This is a genomic window from Vibrio sp. 1180_3 (assembly GCF_029478545.1).
GTDB classification, from domain to species: domain Bacteria; phylum Pseudomonadota; class Gammaproteobacteria; order Enterobacterales; family Vibrionaceae; genus Vibrio; species Vibrio aestuarianus.
On record NZ_SJFM01000023.1, the window covers coordinates 1 to 23,461 of the forward strand.

The following is a 23,461-nucleotide window of genomic DNA, read 5'->3' on the forward strand; positions in this document are numbered from 1 at the left end:
AATTTTATTTGGTTTTTTATCTGTTGGATTAAAAAACAGTCAAAACACCTTGAATATATGCTTTTCATTTACAGGTTTTTAAACTTTTGGCTAAATATGGACACTTTTTTCCAGTTTGTGTATTCCACTTCTTTTGATGTGTCCGTTTCTCCGCCAGTGAGTGACATAATGAAACGAATCATAATTTTATCGAAGAAACGGTAACGTGGGTAATAAAGAGCCCCCGCAAATACTCCTATCAATGTGGGTTGCCAAGGCGATTTATTAAGAAAGGTTTTAATATAGACACTACCTTGTGGCGTATCTTTACCTTGGTCTTCTTTTCTGGCCGTCAGGTTGACACAGAAGAATGCTGACTTAGCTGTTTGCAACTCAGCTTTGTGCTGTTCAATAAATTGGTATAGCTTCTTGTTTAGATAACCATAACGTATAGAAGCACCAATAAGAATGCGATCATAAGCTAATAAATCAATATTTTCAGCTTGATGTAAATCGACCACTTCACAATCCAATTCAGGCAACTCATCTCTTATGTAATTAATAATTTTCAGAGTTTGCCCTTCACGAGAAGAATAGAGAAATAAAGCTTTTTGCACGTTACATCCTTAACTACGCCAAAATGTTGGTGTAAGCAGTATTAATAGTGTGAAAATTTCTAAGCGCCCAAACAACATCGAGACAATCAGTACCCACTTTGCCTTGTCATTTACATCCGCAAAATGTACCGATACCTCACCAAGTCCTGGGCCTAAATTGTTCAATGTTGCAGCTACGGCCGAAAATGCACTGAGTTCATCCATCCCAGTAGCTATTAATGCCAACATACAGACAACAAATACAAGCGCATAAGCAGAGAAAAATCCCCATACCGCATCAACCACTCGCTGTGAAAGCGCCGTTCCACCCACTTTTATGGTGTACACCGCTCTTGGGTGTATTAGCCGCTTCATCTCCCGCGCACCTTGCAGTGTTAGTAATAAAATACGGATAACCTTCATACCACCACCTGTAGAACCGGCACAGCCACCAATAAAAGAGGAGAATAAAAGTAATACAGGCAAAAATAGTGGCCAATCCGAAAAACCTGTGGTGGTGAAACCAGCCGTTGTTGATATTGATACCGTTTGAAATAGAGCTTGGTCAAACGCATCATAGAATGAGTCGTAAGAATGATGTTCGAGTAACATCAAAAAACAAATAGCGAATAGGATTATTTGGATTACAGCAAAAGCACGGAACTCAGGATCTTTTACGTAATATTTGGGGTGAACGCCACCAGTTGAAAATGCAGCATAATGCAGTGTGAAATTACAGGCAGAAATTAATAAGAACACAACCGTAATGAGGTTAATAGCATAACTATCAAAATAACCGATACTCGCATCGTGTGTTGAAAATCCACCAATAGCAATGGTTGAGAAGCTATGACAAATTGCGTCAAACAGTGTCATGCCAGCAAACCAGAATGCAGCCGCGCAAGCGATCGTCAAACTAAGGTAGATATACCATAAGGCTTTTGCGGTTTCTGCTATACGCGGGGTTACCTTGGTATCTTTCACTGGACCAGGAATTTCTGCACGATATAGCTGCATGCCACCAATTCCGAGCACAGGAAGAATTGCCACGGCAAGTACAATAATCCCCATACCACCAAACCATTGCAGAAACTGACGGTAAAATAAAATTGCTTTCGGTAATTCGTCTAATCCAACAATAACGGTCGCCCCTGTCGTAGTTAACGCAGAGAAAGACTCAAAAAATGCATCAGTAACGGAAACCTCAGGGTTATTGGCTAACCAAAAAGGCAGCGAGCCGGCACTACCAATTACCGTCCAAAAGAGCACAACAATCAGAAAACCATCCCTTGCTTTTAATTCATGACGATAACGACGATTAGGGAACCAGAAAAAACCACCACACATTAGCAAAACAAAGAATGTCGTGACAAAAGGCACCCCTGCTCCATCTCGGTACAGTAAGGCCACCAGCGCTGGGGCAAGCATGGATACGCTAAATAATGCGAGCAAAAGCCCGACAATACGGATAATAGATCGAAATTGCATTGCTTATTTAAATGAAGCTGAGCTTCTAACTTCCTAGTTATCTTCGAATGCGGCGACCATTGCCTTCGCACCACTTTTATTAATCATAGTTTGGGTAAAGGCATCTACTTGACGCAATTCGATCTCAATAATGAGTTCAACCTGTTCCATGTAGTTGGCCTCAAATTCTATCGCTTCATACTGAACCATGATCGACTGAGCAATAGGCAGAAAACCGTAGTCTAGCGTTAGGCGCAGCTTTACGGTGATTTTTTTCTCAATTGTTTGAAGCAGCTTAAGCGCTTGCTGAACACCACCACCGTACGCTTTCACTAATCCGCCCGTTCCTAAGCGAATGCCACCGGAGTAACGAGTCACCACAGCCGTCAATTCACCGACACCGGAACCAGATAATTGCGCCAAAATCGGTTTACCAGCAGTTCCAGAAGGCTCACCATCATCACTAAAACCCCATAGCATAGAATCTTCAGGTCGTCCTGCGACAAACCCCCAGCAATTATGCCTTGCATCACTGTGCTTTGCTTTTATCTGTTCAACGAAAGCTTTTGCGGCTTCCACATTCGGTGTATGCGCAAGATAAGTGATAAAGAGGCTTTTCTTTATTTCCTCTTCAAACTGTGCGGGCAACGCTGGAATCAAATATGGCTGAACGTTCATGTTAGGCAGTTAAAACGAAGAATATCGGCAGTGTAACACGCGCAATAAAAAAATCAGTGATCATCTGCATTAGCGCACAATGTTAAACAGTTGTTTAAAAAATGTATTGAAATTAAACAATCGACAGTTCAAACTACTCCTACTGGTCTAACCAGAACAATTAATACAACAAAAACTCTCACACACAGTCAGAAGATTGTATGTCACGGAGATAGACAATGATTTACCAAGCCAACACCCTACAGGTAAAGGAATTACAAGACGGTATCGCTGAGTTAAGTTTCTGCTCTCCAGAATCAGTCAATAAGCTTGACCTTGCCACTCTTGAATCACTCGACCATGCACTCGATGCACTTAAAACGCACCAAGGCCTCAAAGGACTAATCCTAACTTCGGATAAAGAGTCATTTATCGTCGGTGCCGATATCACCGAATTTTTAGGTCTCTTCGCTAAACCAACCGAAGAGCTTGATCAATGGCTACAATTTGCCAACAGCATTTTCAGCAAGCTAGAGGATTTACCCGTTCCAACGCTTGCTGCTTTGAAAGGCCACGCGCTTGGCGGTGGTTGTGAGTGTGTACTCGCTACCGATTTTCGCATTGGTGATGTAACCACTAGCATTGGCTTACCTGAAACTAAACTCGGTATCATGCCTGGGTTTGGCGGTTGTGTACGCTTGCCGCGCCTGATTGGTGCTGATAGCGCCATGGAAGTCATTACTCAAGGTAGAGCATGTCGAGCAGAAGAAGCCCTAAAAATTGGTCTGCTTGATGCCATTGTCGACAGCGACAAACTACTTGAATCAGCCATAAAAACCATAACATCGGCCATCAATGAAAAAATCGATTGGCAAGCTCGCCGTCAGCAAAAAACTTCAGCGCTCGCACTCAGCAAATTAGAAGCGATGATGAGCTTCACAATGGCGAAAGGTTTAGTTGCTCAACATGCAGGGCCTCATTACCCAGCACCAATGACAGCCGTAATTGCCATTGAAGAAGCAGCTCGCTGCGCTCGCGATGAAGCATTGGCTATTGAGCGTAAACACTTTGCTAAACTGGCTAAATCAGAAGAAGCTAAATCGTTAGTCGGTTTATTCCTCAATGACCAGTACATCAAAGCACTGGCAAAAAAAGCAGCCAAATCAGCCAATAAAGATACAGAAAGAGCAGCCGTACTTGGCGCCGGAATTATGGGTGGCGGTATTGCCTACCAATCAGCAGTGAAAGGTGTGCCTGTTTTGATGAAAGACATCGCACAATCATCACTCAACTTAGGCATGACTGAAGCTTCGAAGCTACTCAACAAACAGTTGCAACGCGGTAAAATTGATGGGTTCAAAATGGCGGGCGTATTGGCGTCTATCACCCCAAGCCTTCATTACGCAGGTATTGAACAAGCGGATGTGATCGTCGAAGCCGTGGTTGAAAATCCAAAAATCAAAGCAGCTGTATTGAGTGAAGTGGAAGAAAACGTCAATCAAGAAACCGTTATCACGTCTAACACCTCTACCATCCCTATTAACCTATTAGCGAAATCACTCAAGCGTCCAGAAAATTTCTGCGGCATGCATTTCTTCAACCCTGTCCATCGGATGCCATTGGTAGAAATTATTCGCGGTGAACATACATCTGATGAAACCATCAACCGCGTTGTCGCTTACGCAGCAAAAATGGGTAAATCACCTATCGTAGTTAATGACTGCCCAGGGTTCTTCGTAAACCGCGTACTTTTCCCTTATTTCGGCGGATTTAGTTTATTACTACGTGATGGCGCAGATTTCACGCAAATAGATAAAGTGATGGAACGTAAGTTTGGATGGCCAATGGGGCCGGCTTATCTGCTCGATGTGGTTGGTATTGATACAGCCCACCACGCGCAAGCAGTAATGGCTCAAGGTTTCCCTGAACGTATGGGTAAACAGGGGCGCGATGCAATTGATGCGCTATTTGATGCCAATAAATATGGCCAGAAAAATGGTAGTGGTTTCTATCAATATACATTAGATAAGAAAGGTAAGCCGAAGAAAACCTTCTCTGAAGAGGTACTTACTGTACTCAATGCAGAATGCGGTGACAAACGAGCCTTTGAAGATCAAACCATCATCGAACGCATGATGATTCCAATGATCAATGAAGTCGCTCTGTGCTTAGAGGAAAAAATCATAGCCTCAGCACAAGAAGCAGATATGGCATTAGTATACGGCCTAGGTTTCCCTCCATTTAGAGGTGGCGTCTTCCGCTATCTCGATAGTATAGGGCTACAAAACTATGTTGCGATGGCGAGCCAATACCAAACATTGGGCGCGATGTATCAAGTACCTCAACTGCTGATTGATATGGCAGAAAAAGGTGAGACCTTCTACGGTGCTCAGCAAGCAAGTTCTATCTAAGGAGAGATGCCCAAATGACTTCACATAACAAAAATGTCGTAATTGTTGATTGCCTGCGCACCCCAATGGGCCGTTCAAAAGGAGGGGCATTTCGTCACACTCGTGCCGAAGATTTATCTGCTCATTTAATGAAAGGTATTTTAGCCCGTAACCCACAAGTGAACCCGCTAGAAATCGAAGATATCTACTGGGGCTGTGTACAGCAAACGTTAGAGCAAGGCTTTAACGTAGCGCGTAACGCTGCGTTACTAGCTGGCTTACCAATTGAGATTGGCGCAGTGACGGTCAACCGCTTATGTGGCTCTTCTATGCAGGCTTTGCATGATGCCACACGCGCTATCATGGTTGGCGATGCAGATATATGTCTAGTAGGCGGTGTTGAGCATATGGGCCATGTACCAATGACTCATGGCGTTGATTTTCACCCTGGAATGTCAAAAACCGTCGCCAAAGCAGCTGGTATGATGGGTTTAACCGCAGAAATGCTCGGTAAATTGCATGGCATTAGCCGTGAACAGCAAGATGCGTTTGCCGCTCGTTCACATCAACGCGCTTATGCGGCAACCGTTGAAGGTCGCTTCAAAAATGAAATTCTCCCAATGGAAGCTCATGCTGAAGATGGCACGCTTTTTACCTTGGATGTTGATGAAGTAATCCGCCCTGAAACTACGGTAGAAGGACTATCACAACTACGTCCTGTTTTTGACCCAGTCAATGGCACCGTGACTGCTGGTACCTCATCGGCACTATCAGATGGTGCCTCTGCCATGCTGATCATGAGCGAAGAGAAAGCAAACGCGCTTGGCTTAAAGATCCGCGCACGCGTTAAATCAATGGCTGTTGCTGGTTGTGATCCTTCTATTATGGGTTATGGCCCAGTTCCTGCGACCAAAAAAGCACTACAACGCGCTGGCTTGACTATGCAGGATATGGACGTAATTGAGCTCAACGAAGCGTTCGCCGCTCAATCTTTACCTTGTGCTAAAGATTTAGGGCTACTTGATGTTGTGGATGAAAAAGTGAACCTTAACGGTGGGGCGATTGCATTGGGTCACCCTCTAGGTTGTTCTGGCACTCGCATCTCAACAACGCTTATCAACCTAATGGAAGCGAAAAACGCAAAATATGGCTTAGCGACCATGTGCATTGGTTTGGGCCAAGGTATTGCGACCATCTTTGAACGCCCATAATTCAATATAATTGCTAGCATGCCAGCCTGAAGGGCTGGCATTTTTTTAGAATGCTTTTAACCAATCTTGGTGAAGTTGTTGGCTGCTACCTAAATAATTAACCATCCACTCAATCAACTTATGATTATCGTCTTTACGCCATACCAAGCAACATTGACTGAGTGGCTTATCATCTGGCAATATTTTCTCAACAAGCAACCCATCAGCAATTAAAGGTTGCGCTATGTGCCTTGGCATATAACCGATACCTACCCCGTTTTTCAAACATTCAATGGCACTGTACCAATTAGGCAATAGTAAACGTCTTTGCTGTGGATAATGACCAGTATGCCGCTTAGGCAACACGCTTGACGTATCATCCAAACAAATAGCAGGATACTGGCTGACGAAAGCTTCGGTTAGGTTTTGCTCTCGAACACAAGGGTGGCTAGGCGACATAACAAATGCCCAATCCAATAGCCCCATATCTCGCACTTCAAAATCCCCCCCGACAGGAATAGCCGAGGTTGCACCAATCACAATATCAGCCCGACCTTGTGCTATAGCCTCCCAAGAACCATTAAATACTTCCATATTGATTTGCAGCTCAGCAAACTCAAATGTGCGATAAAAATCTTCCACCAGCGGTTTCATCTTGTCGAGTTTAACCACGTTATCCAGTGTCAACTTGAGTGTCTTTTGCCAACCGTGCGCTGCGCGTTTAGTCTGGGCACGCACTTCCTCCATCTGCCTTAATAACTGACGAGCTTCTAGCATAAAAAGCTCACCGGCCGGCGTAAGTTCGACCTTTCTAGGCAAACGACGAAATAGCAATACATCCAAATCTTGTTCAACTTGGCGCACACCATAACTGATCGCTGATGGCACTTTATGTAAAACCTCTGCAGCGGCAGTAAAACTTCCCAACCGAGCAACGGTATCGAGCATTTCTAATGATGATTTGGAAAACATAAGCCTTCAAATTTTTTGATTGATAACTAACAAATTTAGCGTTTCATTTAATATTAAACGAAAAATAGAATAACAGCGTAGATAAATAAGGGCCGGTAACAATAAAAACCGGATCAATACTCATTAATTTTTTTGAATGGTTAGAATAATGAAAGCATCAAAATTGCAGTTGCTGTACTTAGCCGCCCTATCCATGCTCGGCTTCATTGCCACCGACATGTACCTTCCTGCTTTTAAAGCGATGGAAATCGACTTTGCCACAGGGCCAGAACAGATCGCACTATCACTAACAGTATTTCTGGTAGGAATGGCGTTAGGTCAACTGCTATGGGGATTAGCTTCAGACAAATATGGTCACCGAAATACACTGGCGGCAGGCTTAGCACTATTTACTGTAGCTTCATTTGGTTTAGCTTTTAGTGAACAAGTTTGGCAATTATTGGCGCTCCGCTTTGTACAAGCGTTAGGGGTTTGTGCACCTGCCGTTATCTGGCAAGCCATGGTCATTCAACGCTACCCAGCCAAAACGAGCCAACAAGTGTTCGCAACCATCATGCCATTAGTGGCGTTATCTCCCGCATTGGCTCCTCAGCTAGGTGTGTTATTGGCGGATAACTTTGGTTGGCACAGTATTTTTGTCGCATTAACTTTAATGGGCGCAGCGCTTGTCGTGTTTACCTTTGGTCAAAAGAATGAGATTTCACAACCAAAGCAAACCTCGATTAAACAAGATATTAAAACGTTACTAAGTACTAAGACTTACCTAGGTAATGTGATGATGTTTGCTTGCGCTTCGGCAGCCTTCTTTGCTTATTTAACCGGTATGCCCGAAATTATGGCTCGCTTAGGTTATGCCGCCAAAGACATTGGCTTAAGTTTTATTCCTCAAACGATTGCTTTCATGGTCGGTGGTTATTTAGGTAAAGTCGGTGTAAATAAGTTCGGCGATGAAAAAGTTCTGAAACAGTTAATTGGTCTATTTAGCGTGGCAACCTTATTGGTTTTCATCGCTTCACAATGGCAATTGACCTCAATTTGGCCAATTCTAGCGCCTTTCTGTTTGATTGCAGTTGCGAACGGTGCGCTTTATCCAATTGTGGTCAACCGTGCTTTATCCAGTGCTAAACAGAGCCCAGCAACAGCAGCTGGTTTACAAAATAGCCTACAAATCTGCGCCAGTAGTTTAGCCAGCGCACTAGTTGCAGCATTAGCAAGCCAAGCACAAATGGTAACCGGTATTGCGATTATGATTTGTATGGGTGGATTATGGATAGGTTATATTGTCTCGAATAGACAATTATCCGAACACTTCACCACACCTGATAATGCGCGGGTTGTTTCTGAGAAAGAGTAATAAAAAGGAAGCCGTTCGTTATGAGCGGCTTCTATCATTTAATTATGACTAAATGCTTTTCAATCCCCACTTATCAGCAGTTTGCTTGAAGAAACCTTGCGTTTTCTTTAGCTCAACCCAGTGATTAACATAATTGATCCACACTTGGTCGTCTTGCGGTAATAGCATTGAGATAGGCGTGGGTTTGCGAGCTTCTTTTACTGGTACAACAGCAAGCTGATTAAATTTCTCCACCAGCGTTGCCGCTTCTACATTGGAAGTCACCGAGACATCGGCTCTACGAGCAAGCAGCTCTTGATAGTCGCGAGCGGGCGCTTCAATTACAACATGTTGCGCAGAAGGAAAAAATTCTTTAACCATTTTTTCCTGCACAGTACCAAGCGTGGCTGCCACTTTAATTTCAGCTTTATCAAAATCGCTCCAATCACTGTATCGAACGAGATCTTTCTTTTGTACAACAGGCACAAAGGCCAAGTAAAAATAAGGCTGACTATAACCGGCCACTTTTGCGCGTGACATATTGAGTGAGGCACTACCTGTTATATCGTATTTATTAGCTGTAATACCATTGACCAAAGTTTTCCAGTCCGTCGCGACATACTCTACTTTCACTCCCAAATCTTTAGCCAGTTCAGCGGTAACATCAATATCAAAACCACGATAGCCATTGGTCGCAGGATCTTTCATAGTCATTGGGTTCCAATCACCAGTCGTACCAACTCGTAGCACACCACTATCTAATATTTCATGTAAACGGCTTTGGGCCATCACCTGACTCACTGACAATACACACAGTCCTAATGCGAGAAGCATCTTCTTCATTATCGTTTCCTTAAAATAATTCACATTTGTTAGAACATCATTGCTAACATAGCAGCAACAAATGGATTTTTTTAGTTTATTCAAGGTGTAGTGTGATGTTACGTGGCTTACTCATGATGACTATTTTGACGCTGACCGGATGCAGTGACTATCAATGGGGCTGGTATGTTCTCGATCCCACCAGTCAACAAGGTCTGCAAAATATCTCATTTCTAGTGGCTGGGTTTGGCGATACCATTAGTATTTCCCTGATTAGCATGCTACTCGCCATGCTATTGGGGTTAATTGTCGCATTACCTGCGCTATCTGAACGCCAATCGTTACGCTTATTCAACCGAACTTACGTTGAAATTATTCGCGCTATCCCTGTACTGGTTTTATTACTCTGGGTCTACTACGGCTTACCTTCTTTATTTGACCTATCACTCAATCACTTTTGGGCTGGTGTAATTGCATTAACCATTGCAGAAAGTGCTTTTATGGCCGAAGTGTTTCGAGGAGGCATACAGGCGATCCCTACTGGACAACATGAAGCGGCAAATATTGCCGCCACTAGGGAATCAATTTGTTTATATTTTGAAGATGTCGTCATTGGTGAGCGTGATTGGGTTAAGTGACTTAACAAGACGAGCCAATGAATTGGTTGTGACAGAATACCTACCGTTAGAAGTTTACACCTTTTTAGTATTCGAATACTTAGTGTTGATCCTTTTGGTTTCGCAAGGCGTGAGATGGCTAGAAAGAAAGATGGCAGTAGGAAAACGCTAGCTCTACATAAGAGCCAGCGTTTTTATCATTACTTCTTAGTTGGGCGTTTCCAGCCTGAAATTTTGCGTTCTTTGGCGCGAGTAATCACCAACTCATCTTCAGCAACATTGCTTGTCAGAGTTGTTCCAGCGCCAACAGTCGCACCATTGGCAATCGTTACAGGTGCGATAAGTTGGCAATCAGAGCCAACGAATACATCATCACCAATCGTGGTTTTGAATTTATTGGCACCATCGTAGTTACAGGTAATTACACCTGCACCAATGTTGACACGTTGTCCCACTTCCGCATCACCTAAATACGTTAAGTGATTGGCTTTTGAACCTTCGCCTAAACGAGCATTCTTCACTTCGACAAAGTTACCAACGTGCGCGTCATTACGCAGTTCAGCACCAGGGCGTAAACGAGTAAAAGGACCTACAGTACAATTTTCTGCTACCGTTGCACCTTCAATGACACTGTATGGACGGATGACCGTATTATCATCGATCTCACAATCTTTAAGTACACATCCAGTACCTATAATGACGTTATCGCCTAGTGTAACGTTACCTTCAATAATGACATTAGTGTCAATTTCGACATCCATACCACACTGTAATTCACCGCGTAGATCAAAACGAGACGGGTCGCGTAGCATTACCCCTTGCTCTAGCAGTTTCTTCGCTTGAGTGGCTTGGTAAGCTCGCTCTAAACGTGCTAGTTGGGCGCGATCATTAACCCCCTCAACTTCAATCGAACTGGCTGGATGAACCGCTTCAACCGCACGCCCTTCGTTATGTGCTGCTGCAATAACATCTGTAAGGTAATACTCACCTTGCGCATTTTCATTGCTTAAGCCAGATAGCCAGCGTTTTAAATCACGACCTGTTGCGACTAACACACCGGTATTGATTTCTTTGATCAGTTTTTGTTCATCAGTGGCATCTTTTTGCTCAACAATCGCCACCACTGGGCCATGTTTACGAACAATACGTCCATAACCCATCGGGTTATCTAAAACGACCGTTAATAAAGCAATACCGTCATTAGGTTGTGCATCAAGTAAGCTTTCTATCGTTTCTTCAGAGATCAATGGAACATCACCGTAAAGCACGAGGATCTTCTCATCATCCTGAAAATGATCAGATGCTTGATCAACAGCGTGACCGGTACCCAATTGTTCAGCTTGTAGAACCCAGTTCACCGACTCTTCAGCCAACACTTGCTGCATTTGATCACCACCGTGACCATAAACCAAATGAATATTCTGAGCACCCAAACCAGTACACGTGTCAATCACGTGTTTAACCATTGGCTTGCCTGCCAGTGTATGCAGCACTTTAGGCATATTAGAATACATTCGTGTACCTTTACCTGCTGCTAGGATCACTGCGCTAAATTTCATTGACGACCTATTGACGTTAAAAAAGTTAAGCCGCATTTTAACGGTAATTACTCTGTTAGTTAATTTATCTGGGCACTTTTCTGTTAAATAATAAGCAAAAAGGCGACCAATTGGTCGCCTTTTTCATCACGTCTTAATTCTAAAACAAATTAACGACGTTTTTTTGTCAGCTCGATAACTCGTAACTGAGCAATGGCTTTAGCCAGTTCACTGGCCGCTTGCGCGAAGTCCATGTCGCCATGCTGATTCAAAATATTCTCTTCAGCTTTGCGTTTGGCTTCTTCTGCCTTAGCTGCGTCTAGCTCTTCACCACGGATTGCCGTATCAGCCAGTACAGTCGCTGTACCAGGTTGAATTTCGACAATACCACCAGAAACATAAATAATTTCTTCGTGGCCGTGTAGTTTAACGATACGCACCATACCAGGCTTTATAGCGGTCAGCAGCGGTGTGTGACCATGGAAAATACCCAGTTCACCTTCGCTACCGGTCACCTGAAACGTTTCAACTTGGCCAGAGAAGAGTTTCTTCTCAGCACTTACAACGTCTAGGTGAAAGGTTATTGCTGCCATATCGCCTCCTAGTTAGCCTTATAGCTTCTTAGCATTCTCAAGAGCATCATCGATAGTACCGCAGTACATAAATGCTTGCTCAGGAACGTCATCGTATTCACCAGATAGAAGACCTTTGAATCCACGTAAAGTCTCTTTAAGAGATACGTAAACACCTGGGTCACCTGTAAATACTTCTGCTACGTGGTAAGGCTGAGTTAGGAAACGTTCAATCTTACGTGCACGAGATACAACTTGCTTATCACCTTCAGACAGCTCGTCCATACCAAGGATCGCAATGATATCTTTCAGCTCTTTATAACGCTGAAGCGTCTGCTGAACACCACGAGCAATATCGTAGTGCTCTTGACCGACAACCAATGGATCAAGCTGGCGAGATGTTGAATCTAGCGGGTCGATCGCAGGGTATAGACCCATAGCAGCGATGTTACGGTTAAGTACAACCGTTGCATCCAAGTGCGCAAATGTTGTTGCTGGAGACGGGTCAGTCAAGTCATCCGCTGGTACGTATACCGCCTGTACAGACGTGATAGAACCTTGCTTAGTTGACGTGATACGCTCCTGAAGCACACCCATTTCTTCAGCTAGTGTAGGTTGGTAACCTACCGCTGAAGGCATACGACCTAGCAGTGCAGAAACTTCGGTTCCCGCCAAGGTATAACGGTAGATGTTATCAATAAACAGAAGTACATCACGACCTTCGTCACGGAAGCGTTCTGCCATTGTAAGACCAGTCAGTGCAACACGTAGACGGTTGCCTGGTGGCTCGTTCATCTGACCGTAAACCATTGCTACTTTTGATTCTTCAGGTTTTTCGATGTTTACAACACCCGCTTCCTGCATCTCAAAGTAGAAATCGTTACCTTCACGAGTACGCTCACCTACACCCGCAAATACGGATAGGCCAGAGTGTTTTAGTGCGATGTTGTTGATAAGTTCCATCATGTTAACGGTCTTACCTACACCTGCACCACCGAATAGACCGATTTTACCACCCTTAGCGAATGGACAAATCAAGTCGATTACTTTTACACCCGTTTCTAGAAGAGCAGTTTCGTTTGCTTGCTCTTCGTAGCTAGGCGCTGGACGGTGAATTGAGTACAACTCTTCAGCACCGATCTCGCCACGCTCATCAATCGCGTCACCAAGAACGTTCATGATACGACCTAGGGTCTTAGTACCTACTGGTACTGAGATTGGAGCACCAGAGTTTTCAACTGTTACTCCACGACGTAAACCATCAGAGCTACCCATTACGATACAACGAACTACGCCACCGCCTAGCTGTTGTTGAACTTCAAGAACGAGACGCTCTTTTGAGTCCGTAACGTTTAGAGCGTCATATACACTTGGTACTTCGCCCTGTGGGAACTCTACGTCGACTACTGCCCCGATGATCTGTACGATCTTACCTGTAGCCATCGTTAATCCTCTAAACTGTTTGTTTTACCTAAGCTTAAACCGCTGCTGCGCCTGAAACGATTTCCGATAGTTCTTGTGTAATCGCCGCCTGACGGGCTTTGTTGTACACAAGTTCAAGATCATCAATCAAGTTACTAGCGTTATCTGTAGCAGCCTTCATCGCAACCATTCGAGCAGCTTGTTCACATGCAAGGTTCTCTACTACACCTTGGTAAACCTGAGACTCGATATAGCGCAGCAATAGTGCGTCTAATAAAGGCTTAGGTTCTGGTTCGTAGATATAGTCCCAAGAATGCTTACGTTCCTGCATATCTTTGTCGTCTGATTTAGGCAAAGGCAATAATTGATCAATCGTTGGTTGTTGAACCATGGTATTAACAAAATGGTTAAACACCACGTATAAGCGGTCTAACTCACCATTGTCATATTTTTTCAACATCACGCCGACAGCACCAATCAAGTCTTCCAGACTAGGATAATCACCTAACCCTGAAACTTGGGCTGCCACCTTGGCTCCTGAGTTATTAAAAAATGCAGTCGCTTTTGAGCCGATAACAGCTAGCTCAATTTCTGCACCTTTCTCTTTCCAGCCTTGCATTTCTACAACCGCATTTTTGAATAAGTTAATATTCAAACCACCACATAGGCCACGGTCTGTAGAAACGATGATGTAACCAACACGCTTAGCTTCACGCTCTTCTAGGTACGGATGACGATACTCTAGATTCGCGCTAGCCATATGACCGATCACTTTACGAATTGTCTCAGCGTAAGGACGAGTAGCTTCCATAGAATCTTGCGAACGTCGCATCTTCGATGTCGCTACCATCTCCATCGCTTTCGTAATCTTCTGAGTGCTTTTAACACTGCCGATTTTACTACGTATCTCTTTTGCGCCGGCCATCGTTACTCTCCATTAGTTGGTGGCAGAGACTGCCACCTACCTATTACCAAGTTTGAGTTGCTTTGAAATCGTCCATCAGTTTCTTCAACTGAGCTTCAATTTCATCGTTATAAGCACCCGTCTTGTCGATCTCAGCTGCTAAATCAGCATATTGACCGCGAGCATACGATAGTAGAGCCGCTTCAAAATCTAGAACTTTACTAAGTTCAACATCGTTTAAGTAGCCGCGCTCGACAGCAAAAACAACCACAGCTTGATCAAATACAGACATTGGAGCGTACTGCTTCTGCTTCATTAGTTCTGTTACTTTTTGACCATGGTTTAGCTGACGCTTAGTTGCTTCATCAAGATCAGACGAGAACTGTGCGAAGGCCGCTAGTTCACGATATTGTGCTAGTGCAGTACGAATACCGCCAGATAGCTTCTTGATGATTTTCGATTGCGCTGCACCACCTACACGAGAAACTGAGATACCAGGGTCAACAGCAGGACGAACACCAGCGTTGAACAATTCAGTTTGTAGGAAGATCTGACCATCGGTAATCGAGATTACGTTAGTCGGTACGAATGCAGATACGTCACCCGCTTGAGTTTCAATGATTGGAAGAGCAGTTAAAGAACCAGTCTTACCTTTCACTTCACCTTTCGTAAATTCATCAACGTAGTGTTCGCTTACGCGAGCTGCACGTTCTAGAAGACGAGAGTGAAGATAGAAAACATCACCAGGGAACGCTTCACGACCAGGTGGGCGTTTTAGTAGTAGCGAGATCTGACGGTACGCAACCGCTTGTTTAGATAGATCATCATAAACAATCAGTGCATCTTCACCGCGATCACGGAAGTATTCACCCATTGCACAACCTGAGTATGGTGCTAGATATTGCAGCGCCGCAGATTCTGCCGCAGAAGCAACAACAACGATAGTGTTAGCTAACGCACCATGTTCTTCAAGTTTGCGAACCACGTTAGCAATAGTCGATGCTTTTTGACCGATCGCTACGTAGATAGAGAAAATACCAGAGTTTTTCTGGTTAATAATTGCATCGATCGCCATTGCTGTTTTACCAGTTTGACGGTCACCGATGATAAGCTCACGCTGACCACGACCGATTGGGATCATCGAGTCAACTGACTTATAACCAGTTTGTACAGGTTGATCTACCGACTTACGGTCGATTACGCCTGGTGCAATTACTTCTACAGGTGAAGTCAACTTCGCCTCAATTGGACCTTTGCCATCAATAGGCTCACCTAGCGTGTTAACAACACGGCCAAGCAATTCAGGACCAACTGGTACTTCAAGAATACGACCAGTACCTGTAACTTTCATGCCTTCCTTAAGGTCAGCATATGGGCCCATTACAACGGCACCAACCGAATCACGGTTCAAGTTTAGTGCTAGCGCGTAACGACCACCCGGTAATTCAATCATTTCACCTTGCATCACGTCCGCTAGGCCGTGAATGCTAAGAATACCATCGCTTACCGATACGATAGTACCTTCGTTGCGAGCTTCACTAACAACGTCGAAAGCTTCGATACGTTGTTTAATTAGATCGCTAATTTCCGTGGAATTAAGTTGCATGCTCCAATCCCCATCAAGACTGCAATGCATCGCTCAGGCGGTTTAAACGACCGCGAGCTGAGTTATCGATGACTAGGTCTCCGGCTCGAATTATAACCCCACCAAGTAGGGTCTCATCTATACTGCAATTCAGCTGAACTTTGCGCTCAAGACGCTGCTCAAGTTTGTTGCTGATATCTGCACATTGTTTCTCAGAAAGTTCAGTTGCTGAAATAACATCAACATCTATCTCTTTCTCATGTTCCTGTTTTAAGGCTAGAAACTCGTTACAAACATCAGGAAGGGCCTTTAATCGGCCGTTCTCAGCCATCACCTTAATCAGGTTCTGGGCGTGAACATCAAACTGATCGCCACAAATTGCGTTCAAAATTTCCGCTAATTTCTCAGCAGAGGTAGAGCTAGTTAATAACTCTTTAATTTGATCGTTCTTTGCGACCTCGGCAGCAAAAGCAAGCATTTGAGCCCATTGGCTTAGCTGCTTTTTCTCCACCGCAAAATCGAATGCTGCTTTAGCATAGGGGCGTGCGATTGTAATAAAATCAGACATATGCGCCCCCATCCTTAAAGTTTTGCAGTAATGTTGTCGAGAATATCTTTGTGCGCATCTTTATCGATTGAACGCTCAAGGATTTTCTCAGCACCAGCTACAGCCAGAGTTGCAACTTGTTTACGCAGCTCATCGCGGGCACGATTACGTTCAGATTCAAGTTCAGCTTCAGCTTGAGTTAGGATTTTCTGGCGTTCCGCCTGAGCTTCCTCACGTGCTTCATCTAGAATTTGAGCTTTACGTTTATTGGCCTGTTCGATGACCTCAGTTGCAGTGCGCTTCGCTTCTTTCATTTGTTCAGAAGCGTTGGCTTGTGCTAGATCCAAGTTTTTAGCAGCACGCTCAGCGGCTGATAGACCGTCAGCAATTTTTTTCTGACGTTCTTCGATCGCTTGCATAATTGGCGGCCATACATATTTCATGCAGAACCACACAAAAAGTGCAAACGCGATTGCTTGACCTAGCAGAGTTGCGTTCATATTCACAACAGCTACCCCTCTATTTGTTCACCAACGAAAAGTATTAATCAACGACAAATTATTAATTTGTGTGATCGGTTGATTAACCTAGTTGACCAACAAATGGGTTCGCAAAAGTAAATAGAAGCGCGATTACGATACCGATCATTGGAACCGCATCAAGTAGACCCGCGATGATGAACATCTTAACTTGTAGCATAGGAGCCATTTCTGGTTGACGAGCTGCACCTTCTAGGAATTTACCACCTAGAATTGCGAAACCAATCGCTGTACCAAGAGAAGCAAGACCGACGATAATACCTACCGCGATTGCAGAAAAGCTCAGTAAAGTTTCCATTACTATCTCCAATTTATAGTTGTTGGCTTATGTGCCCAAATAAAAAGCTTAAAAAATTAATGATCACTGTCTTCGTGTGCCATTGACAGATATACGATAGTCAACATCATGAACACGAAAGCCTGAATCAGAATTACCAGAATATGGAAAATAGCCCACGGAAGTGAACCCATCCATTGTAGCCACCATGGTAGCATCGCTGCGATAAGAATGAATACAACCTCACCCGCGAACATGTTACCGAATAAACGCATCCCAAGAGAAAGAGGTTTCGCTAAAAGCGACACGACTTCAATTAGTAGGTTAAACGGAATCATGATTGGGTGATTGAATGGATGTAAAGCCAATTCTTTCGCAAAACCACCTAGACCTTTCACTTTGATGCTGTAGAAAATCATCAACGCAAATACGCCTAGAGCCATAGCCATGGTGATATTCACATCAGCAGAAGGAACCACTTTTAAATAAGGGATACCAAGCCAATGTTCTGCTGGATACGGTAAGAAATCAATTGGAATTAAATCCATGATGTTCATCAACAATACCCAACAAAAGATAGTCAGTGCCAGCGGTGCTATAAGTGGATTGCGTCCATGAAAGGTGTCTTTGACGTTCTGATCGACAAATTCCACCACCATTTCAACAAAACACTGAAGCTTACCTGGTACACCCGCTGTTGCTTTCTTTGATACAGAACGAAATACCCATAAGAATATTAAGCCAGTAAACAAGGAAAAAAACAGGCTATCGATATGTACGTTCCAGAAACTTGTTTCACTAATTGATAGACCTAAATCGTAATGCTCAGAAATCTTCGCAAGAGACAGGTTTGTCAAGTGGTGCTCAATGTATCCGGACGATGTTAGCGCTTCACCTGGCGCAGCCATAACTCATCCTATTTTTTGTTGTTAATGAATAGCACTGGCGCACAGATATTAATACCTAGAGCCAGCAAATAGGTTAGTTTGAGGGGAACAAGTTCCACCTGCATATACATGTAGGCAACATAGAACAGTGCAACTGTGATAAGGATTTTGAGTACTTCACCTGTATAGAAAGAGGCCGCAATCTGCTTTGCAGCACGAGCTCCACTAAACATAAAAGCACACAGCGCAAAAACCGCATTCGCAATGACAAAAATGCCACCACCAACCAGCGCAGAAAGCCCCCATTCAGCATTTACAGCCACCGCCATCCCTGCTGCCACAACCATAACCGCGCCAAACTGGATCATTAACAATTGCTTAGCAAGCTCTCGTCCTGGTCTAGCTAACGCAGCTACCATGTATTCGTACCTCTAGTAATGTCCACAGCTCATCTACAACATAGGGCAGTGGAAATTGGCGAAAATTATACGGTCACTCTAACTGATTGCAATTGAAACACAGCAAAAAGTTACAATTTTGTTTACAAACCGACAACTTTCAAATAAAAAATGTTTTTTATCATAATTGATTTAAATCAATTATCTCATTTAGCTTTCAAGCTTGGCAATTAGTTGCTCTAATTTGTGAGGCTCATCAAGACTAATCGTCACTTTAGCTTTACCGCCCTTAGAGCGAACAATTGAAACTTTAGCCCCCAACATTTCACTTAATTTTTGTGACATTTGTTGTGCATCTGCGTCTTCCGCGGGCAATTCTTGATCAGATGTCTGTGTTAAGCACTTTTTCACTAATTGTTCTGTTTGTCTAACCGTCAATTGCTTTTCGGCGACGCGCTCAGCAACTTCCGTTTGTTGTTCACCTTCAAGCATAAGAAGAGCACGGGCATGGCCCATTTCTAATTGCTTCGACTCAACTAAACGTTTTACACCATCATCAAGCTGGTTCAGCCTTAGTAGGTTACTTACGGTTGCTCGTGATTTACCTATCACATCGGCAACTTGTTGATGGGTCAGTTTAAACTCTTCTTGTAAGCGCTCAAGTGCTTGCGCTTCTTCAATAACATTCAGATCTTCACGCTGAATGTTTTCGATCAGTGCCATCGCAATAGCAGCGCGATCATCAACATTTTTTATCAAGCAAGGAACTTGCTTTAAACCCGCTTGTTTTGCAGCGCGCCAGCGGCGTTCACCGGCAATAATTTCATAACCACCTGCAGCTAAATTTCTCACAACAATCGGCTGAATGATGCCTTGTGATTGAATGGATGCAGCCAGTTCTTCTAAAGCATCCGGAGACATATCTTTGCGCGGTTGATACATGCCAGGTTTTAAACTTGAGATGGCAATATCCATTAATTCACCATCAGAAGATAGCGCTTGACTGTATGAAGCCGCTTGCTGTTTTTCACGGGCAAGAGAACTGGTCGCCAACAGAGCGTCCAATCCTTTTCCTAAACCACGTTTAGACATGTGGACGAATTCCTTTAAGTGAGATTATGCAGGTATTTCTTCTCGACGAAGCATTTCACCAGCTAGTGCCAAATAGGCTTTAGCTCCAGCTGAATACTTGTCGTAATACATTGCTGGTTTACCATGACTCGGCGCTTCAGCAAGACGAACATTACGAGGAATAACTGTGCGGTAGACTTTATTACCAAAGTGCTTTTTCAGTTGATCGGAGACTTCATTAGCTAGGCGATTACGTGGATCGTACATAGTACGAAGTAATCCTTCAATTTTGAGGTTGTCATTAACCACCGCAGCCAGTTTACTAATGGTATCCATTAACGCAGTTAAACCTTCTAATGCAAAATACTCACATTGCATAGGCACTAAAACAGAATCCGCTGCGGCCATGGCATTGATTGTAAGAAGGTTTAAGGAAGGAGGACAATCGATAAAGATGAAATCATAGTTATCACGAACTGGTGCTAACGCATTTTTCAAGCGAACTTCACGCGCAAACACTTCCATTAGCTTAATTTCAGCAGCAGTCACATCGCCATTGGCTGCGATCAAATCATAATGACCAGTTGTCTTGCGACAGACGACATCATCAAATGGTGTATATTCAACCAATAACTCGTAGGCTGTCGCATCAACTTGATACTTATCAACCCCACTTGCCATTGTTGCATTGCCTTGTGGGTCGAGATCAATCACCAATACTTTACGTTTAGTCGCCGCCATAGACGCCGCTAAATTGATACACGTTGTTGTTTTTCCAACGCCACCTTTCTGGTTGGCGATAGCTACGATTTTGCCCACAAATATGCCTCGCTGTTATCCCTTGCGAGATAAGATTACAAGATGACGGTCACCTTCCAACTCTGGAACTTTCAAAGCTTTGACATCGGTCACAGAACACCACTCTGGTAGTGTGGCTATTTCTTCTTCTGGCAGTTGTCCTTTCAGGGCTAAAAATAGGCCCGTTTGTTCTTTTGGCAAATGATGACACCATTCGACCATATCCAGCATTGAAGCAAATGCACGGCTAAGTACGCCATCAAATTTTACTTCAGGCTGGAACTCTTCTACTCGACTTTGGATTGTTGTCACATTTTTAATACCAAGCTCATGAAGAACTTGTTTAATAAAACGAATGCGTTTGCCCAAACTATCGAGTAAGAAAAATGTTTTATCTGGGTTCATGATTGCAAGAGGGATACCCGGTAAACCAGGACCTGTGCCAACATCAATAAAACGCTCACCCTGTAAGTGAGGACTTACCACTATACTATCTAGGATATGTTTCACAAGCATATCCATCGGGTTACGCACAGAAGTGAGATTGTAAGCCTTGTTCCACTTATCCAACATTTCAACATAACCAACGAGTTGGTTGCGTTGTTGTTCGTTGACTTCAAGATTGGTTTGGCTAACGAGTTGATCCAGACGCGTTCTTAATTCACTCATGCCGCATCATCTCCTTTTTTAAGAACACCTTGCTTCTTCAAATAAACCAATAGGATAGAAATAGCAGCAGGCGTAATACCCGAAATTCGAGAAGCGATACCAACGGTTTCAGGCTGTGCGGTATTCAGTTTAAGAATGACTTCATTCGACAGCCCTTTGACTTGCTTGTAATCCAAATCTAGCGGCAATTTGGTGTGCTCATGACGCAAAGATTTATTGATCTCATCTTGCTGCCGTTGGATATAGCCTTCGTATTTGACCTGAATTTCAACTTGCTCTGCCGCTTGAAGATCCTCAAGAGCTGGCGCAAAAGCTTCAAGAGAAGTCAGTTGTTGGTATGTGATCTCAGGGCGGCGCAATAGATCCTCACCACTCGCTTCACGCGACATTGGCGTTTTCAAAAGTGCATTCAGTTCGTTGATACCGACTGAGTTGGGATTCATCCACGTTTCTTTCAAGCGTTGGCGCTCTAGTTCCATATTTTCGATTTTTTGGTTAAAACGAGCCCAACGAGCATCATCAACCAAACCAAACTCTCGAGCTTGTTCTGTTAAACGTAAATCGGCGTTGTCTTCACGTAATAGCAAGCGATATTCCGCACGTGAAGTAAACATACGGTAAGGTTCTTTGGTACCCATCGTTGAAAGATCATCAATCAACACACCCATGTAGGCTTGAGCACGGCGTGGGCTCCAACCTTCTTTGTCTTGGCTATATAAACTTGCGTTTAATCCGGCCATCAAGCCTTGTGCTGCAGCTTCTTCATAGCCGGTAGTGCCATTAATTTGACCAGCAAAAAACAACCCATTCATAAATTTAGTTTCATAGGTTTGTTTGAGATCGCGTGGGTCAAAGAAATCGTACTCAATTGCGTAGCCTGGACGAACAATGTGCGCATTTTCAAAGCCTTTCATTGAACGAACAATCTGTATTTGTACATCAAACGGTAAGCTGGTGGAGATGCCGTTTGGGTATAATTCGGTTGTAGTTAAACCTTCCGGTTCGATAAAGATCTGATGACTATTTTTGTCAGCAAAACGCATCACTTTATCTTCAATCGATGGGCAATAACGAGGGCCTATACCTTCAATAACCCCAGCATACATTGGGCTGCGATCTAAATTGGCACGGATCACATCATGTGTTTTTTCATTGGTGTGTGTGATGTAACACGGGATCTGACGCGGGTGGTGACTACGCTGGCCCATAAATGAAAACACTGGTGTTGGATTGTCGCCGTGTTGAGCTTCTAAAACAGAAAAGTCAACGCTGCGTGCATCAATACGTGGTGGAGTCCCCGTTTTTAAACGATCAACTCTGAAAGGTAATTCTCGTAGACGATCAGCCAGCGCGATCGATGGAGGATCGCCTGCGCGGCCTCCTGAGAAGTTTTCCAACCCAATGTGGATCTTTCCTCCAAGAAAAGTCCCAACGGTCAATACAACGGCTTTAGCGTGGAATTTGAGGCCCATTTGAGTAACGACACCCACTACATGATCATTCTCAACGATAAGATCATCTACGGCTTGCTGAAACAAGGTTAAGTTGGGAGTGTTTTCAAGAACATCACGAACATACGCTTTGTACAGAGCGCGATCAGCTTGTGCGCGGGTAGCTCTAACCGCTGGGCCTTTTGATGCGTTTAGTGTTCTAAATTGAATACCTGCATGATCAATCGCTTGAGCCATAAGGCCACCCATGGCATCGACTTCTTTGACTAGATGCCCTTTACCTATACCACCAATAGCTGGGTTACAAGACATTTGACCTAGCGTATCTATGTTGTGAGTAAGCAATAACGTACTTTGACCAGTACGAGCTGCTGCGAGAGCGGCTTCCGTTCCTGCGTGGCCACCACCGACCACAATGACGTCAAATTTTTCGTGATAAAGCATGCACCGACCTCAGGTATTCAATGAAGGTATGGACTGACAAAGGAGGCGTATTCTACCTTCTTTCCTTTGGCTAGAAAATCGCTTTCTGACTTTTTAATTAGAGGCTTGGTAAGTTAATAATATATAAGATCTATATAGAGATCTTTTATTAGATCTATTATTAGGATCATGCCTTTCTGTGGATAACTAATAAATGATCAACAAGATCATGGATCTTGAGAGGATCGTAAACTGTGATCTTAACATGATCTAACTCGGTATTACCTGGGATCAAAATGGGTACTTATACACACCCTCTGTGCAATGGATAAGTTGTTATTGGGATAACTATAGGTT

The 23,461-nt window shown here is 43.7% G+C and carries 22 protein-coding genes and 1 pseudogene; 4 read left to right on the forward strand and 19 right to left on the reverse strand.

What is annotated here, in order from left to right:
• Positions 1-68 precede the first annotated feature (68 nt).
• The 3 genes from hemG to EYW48_RS14050 are packed head-to-tail and all read right to left on the reverse strand — an operon-like array spanning position 69 to position 2,720.
• Positions 69-596, reverse strand: a complete 528-nt coding sequence (gene hemG, locus EYW48_RS14040; RefSeq protein ID WP_277432577.1) for a menaquinone-dependent protoporphyrinogen IX dehydrogenase — start codon at positions 594-596, stop codon at positions 69-71.
• 9 nt (positions 597-605) lie between these two features.
• On the reverse strand, positions 606-2,063 hold the full coding sequence (locus tag EYW48_RS14045; RefSeq protein WP_261927764.1) for a TrkH family potassium uptake protein: 1,458 nt from the start codon (positions 2,061-2,063) through the stop codon (positions 606-608).
• Between the two features lie 33 nt (positions 2,064-2,096).
• The gene (locus EYW48_RS14050) at positions 2,097-2,720 is read right to left on the reverse strand and encodes a YigZ family protein (protein WP_277432578.1); all 624 of its coding nucleotides are present in this window, start codon (positions 2,718-2,720) and stop codon (positions 2,097-2,099) included.
• A gap of 218 nt (positions 2,721-2,938) precedes the next feature.
• Here EYW48_RS14050 and fadB point away from each other — a divergent pair, with 218 nt between their 5' ends.
• Both fadB and fadA read left to right on the forward strand, forming a co-directional pair.
• On the forward strand, positions 2,939-5,110 hold the full coding sequence (gene fadB / locus EYW48_RS14055; RefSeq protein ID WP_053308847.1) for a fatty acid oxidation complex subunit alpha FadB: 2,172 nt from the start codon (positions 2,939-2,941) through the stop codon (positions 5,108-5,110).
• A 14-nt stretch (positions 5,111-5,124) separates the two neighbouring features.
• A complete protein-coding gene (gene fadA / locus EYW48_RS14060) occupies positions 5,125-6,300 on the forward strand; it encodes an acetyl-CoA C-acyltransferase FadA (RefSeq protein WP_053308848.1) in 1,176 nt (391 codons plus the stop codon).
• Between the two features lie 45 nt (positions 6,301-6,345).
• Here fadA and punR read toward each other — a convergent pair whose 3' ends face one another.
• On the reverse strand, positions 6,346-7,251 hold the full coding sequence (gene punR, locus EYW48_RS14065) for a DNA-binding transcriptional activator PunR (protein ID WP_053308849.1): 906 nt from the start codon (positions 7,249-7,251) through the stop codon (positions 6,346-6,348).
• A 148-nt stretch (positions 7,252-7,399) separates the two neighbouring features.
• Here punR and punC point away from each other — a divergent pair, with 148 nt between their 5' ends.
• Positions 7,400-8,605, forward strand: a complete 1,206-nt coding sequence (gene punC / locus EYW48_RS14070) for a purine nucleoside transporter PunC (protein WP_053308850.1) — start codon at positions 7,400-7,402, stop codon at positions 8,603-8,605.
• Positions 8,606-8,653: 48 nt separating this feature from the next.
• On the opposite strand, the gene EYW48_RS14075 is transcribed toward punC, so the two are convergent.
• The gene (locus tag EYW48_RS14075) at positions 8,654-9,427 is read right to left on the reverse strand and encodes a transporter substrate-binding domain-containing protein (protein WP_053308851.1); all 774 of its coding nucleotides are present in this window, start codon (positions 9,425-9,427) and stop codon (positions 8,654-8,656) included.
• A gap of 95 nt (positions 9,428-9,522) precedes the next feature.
• Between EYW48_RS14075 and EYW48_RS14080 the strand changes: the two are divergent.
• A pseudogene (locus EYW48_RS14080) lies at positions 9,523-10,195 on the forward strand (amino acid ABC transporter permease).
• 28 nt (positions 10,196-10,223) lie between these two features.
• Here EYW48_RS14080 and glmU read toward each other — a convergent pair.
• From glmU to mnmG, 14 genes are all read right to left on the reverse strand, one after another.
• On the reverse strand, positions 10,224-11,582 hold the full coding sequence (gene glmU / locus EYW48_RS14085; RefSeq protein ID WP_274677330.1) for a bifunctional UDP-N-acetylglucosamine diphosphorylase/glucosamine-1-phosphate N-acetyltransferase GlmU: 1,359 nt from the start codon (positions 11,580-11,582) through the stop codon (positions 10,224-10,226).
• 149 nt (positions 11,583-11,731) lie between these two features.
• The gene (locus EYW48_RS14090) at positions 11,732-12,154 is read right to left on the reverse strand and encodes a F0F1 ATP synthase subunit epsilon (protein ID WP_053308854.1); all 423 of its coding nucleotides are present in this window, start codon (positions 12,152-12,154) and stop codon (positions 11,732-11,734) included.
• Between the two features lie 18 nt (positions 12,155-12,172).
• Positions 12,173-13,576, reverse strand: a complete 1,404-nt coding sequence (gene atpD, locus EYW48_RS14095; RefSeq protein WP_168523863.1) for a F0F1 ATP synthase subunit beta — start codon at positions 13,574-13,576, stop codon at positions 12,173-12,175.
• Positions 13,577-13,610: 34 nt separating this feature from the next.
• The gene (atpG, locus tag EYW48_RS14100) at positions 13,611-14,480 is read right to left on the reverse strand and encodes a F0F1 ATP synthase subunit gamma (RefSeq protein ID WP_053308856.1); all 870 of its coding nucleotides are present in this window, start codon (positions 14,478-14,480) and stop codon (positions 13,611-13,613) included.
• A 43-nt stretch (positions 14,481-14,523) separates the two neighbouring features.
• A complete protein-coding gene (gene atpA / locus EYW48_RS14105) occupies positions 14,524-16,065 on the reverse strand; it encodes a F0F1 ATP synthase subunit alpha (protein WP_053308857.1) in 1,542 nt (513 codons plus the stop codon).
• A gap of 13 nt (positions 16,066-16,078) precedes the next feature.
• Complete coding sequence (atpH, locus tag EYW48_RS14110; RefSeq protein WP_053308858.1) at positions 16,079-16,612, reverse strand: F0F1 ATP synthase subunit delta; 534 nt, start codon at positions 16,610-16,612, stop codon at positions 16,079-16,081.
• 14 nt (positions 16,613-16,626) lie between these two features.
• Complete coding sequence (gene atpF / locus EYW48_RS14115; RefSeq protein WP_053308859.1) at positions 16,627-17,097, reverse strand: F0F1 ATP synthase subunit B; 471 nt, start codon at positions 17,095-17,097, stop codon at positions 16,627-16,629.
• Between the two features lie 76 nt (positions 17,098-17,173).
• Positions 17,174-17,428, reverse strand: a complete 255-nt coding sequence (gene atpE / locus EYW48_RS14120) for a F0F1 ATP synthase subunit C (protein WP_053308860.1) — start codon at positions 17,426-17,428, stop codon at positions 17,174-17,176.
• Between the two features lie 56 nt (positions 17,429-17,484).
• Positions 17,485-18,315, reverse strand: coding sequence for a F0F1 ATP synthase subunit A (atpB, locus tag EYW48_RS14125; protein WP_053308861.1), 831 nt, complete (start codon positions 18,313-18,315; stop codon positions 17,485-17,487).
• An 8-nt stretch (positions 18,316-18,323) separates the two neighbouring features.
• Positions 18,324-18,713 (reverse strand): F0F1 ATP synthase subunit I, encoded by a 390-nt coding sequence (locus EYW48_RS14130; protein ID WP_053308862.1) that lies wholly within the window; start codon positions 18,711-18,713, stop codon positions 18,324-18,326.
• A gap of 189 nt (positions 18,714-18,902) precedes the next feature.
• Positions 18,903-19,784 carry a ParB/RepB/Spo0J family partition protein gene (locus tag EYW48_RS14135; protein ID WP_171979812.1) on the reverse strand — a complete coding sequence of 294 codons (882 nt, stop codon included), beginning with the start codon at positions 19,782-19,784 and terminating at the stop codon, positions 18,903-18,905.
• 24 nt (positions 19,785-19,808) lie between these two features.
• Positions 19,809-20,582 (reverse strand): ParA family protein, encoded by a 774-nt coding sequence (locus EYW48_RS14140; protein ID WP_277432579.1) that lies wholly within the window; start codon positions 20,580-20,582, stop codon positions 19,809-19,811.
• Positions 20,583-20,597: 15 nt separating this feature from the next.
• Entirely contained in the window at positions 20,598-21,230 is a 633-nt protein-coding gene (rsmG, locus tag EYW48_RS14145; RefSeq protein ID WP_171979813.1) for a 16S rRNA (guanine(527)-N(7))-methyltransferase RsmG, read from the reverse strand.
• Positions 21,227-23,125 (reverse strand): tRNA uridine-5-carboxymethylaminomethyl(34) synthesis enzyme MnmG, encoded by a 1,899-nt coding sequence (mnmG, locus tag EYW48_RS14150; RefSeq protein ID WP_176246128.1) that lies wholly within the window; start codon positions 23,123-23,125, stop codon positions 21,227-21,229. The genes rsmG and mnmG overlap by 4 nt, the downstream gene beginning before the upstream one ends.
• Positions 23,126-23,461 lie beyond the last annotated feature (336 nt).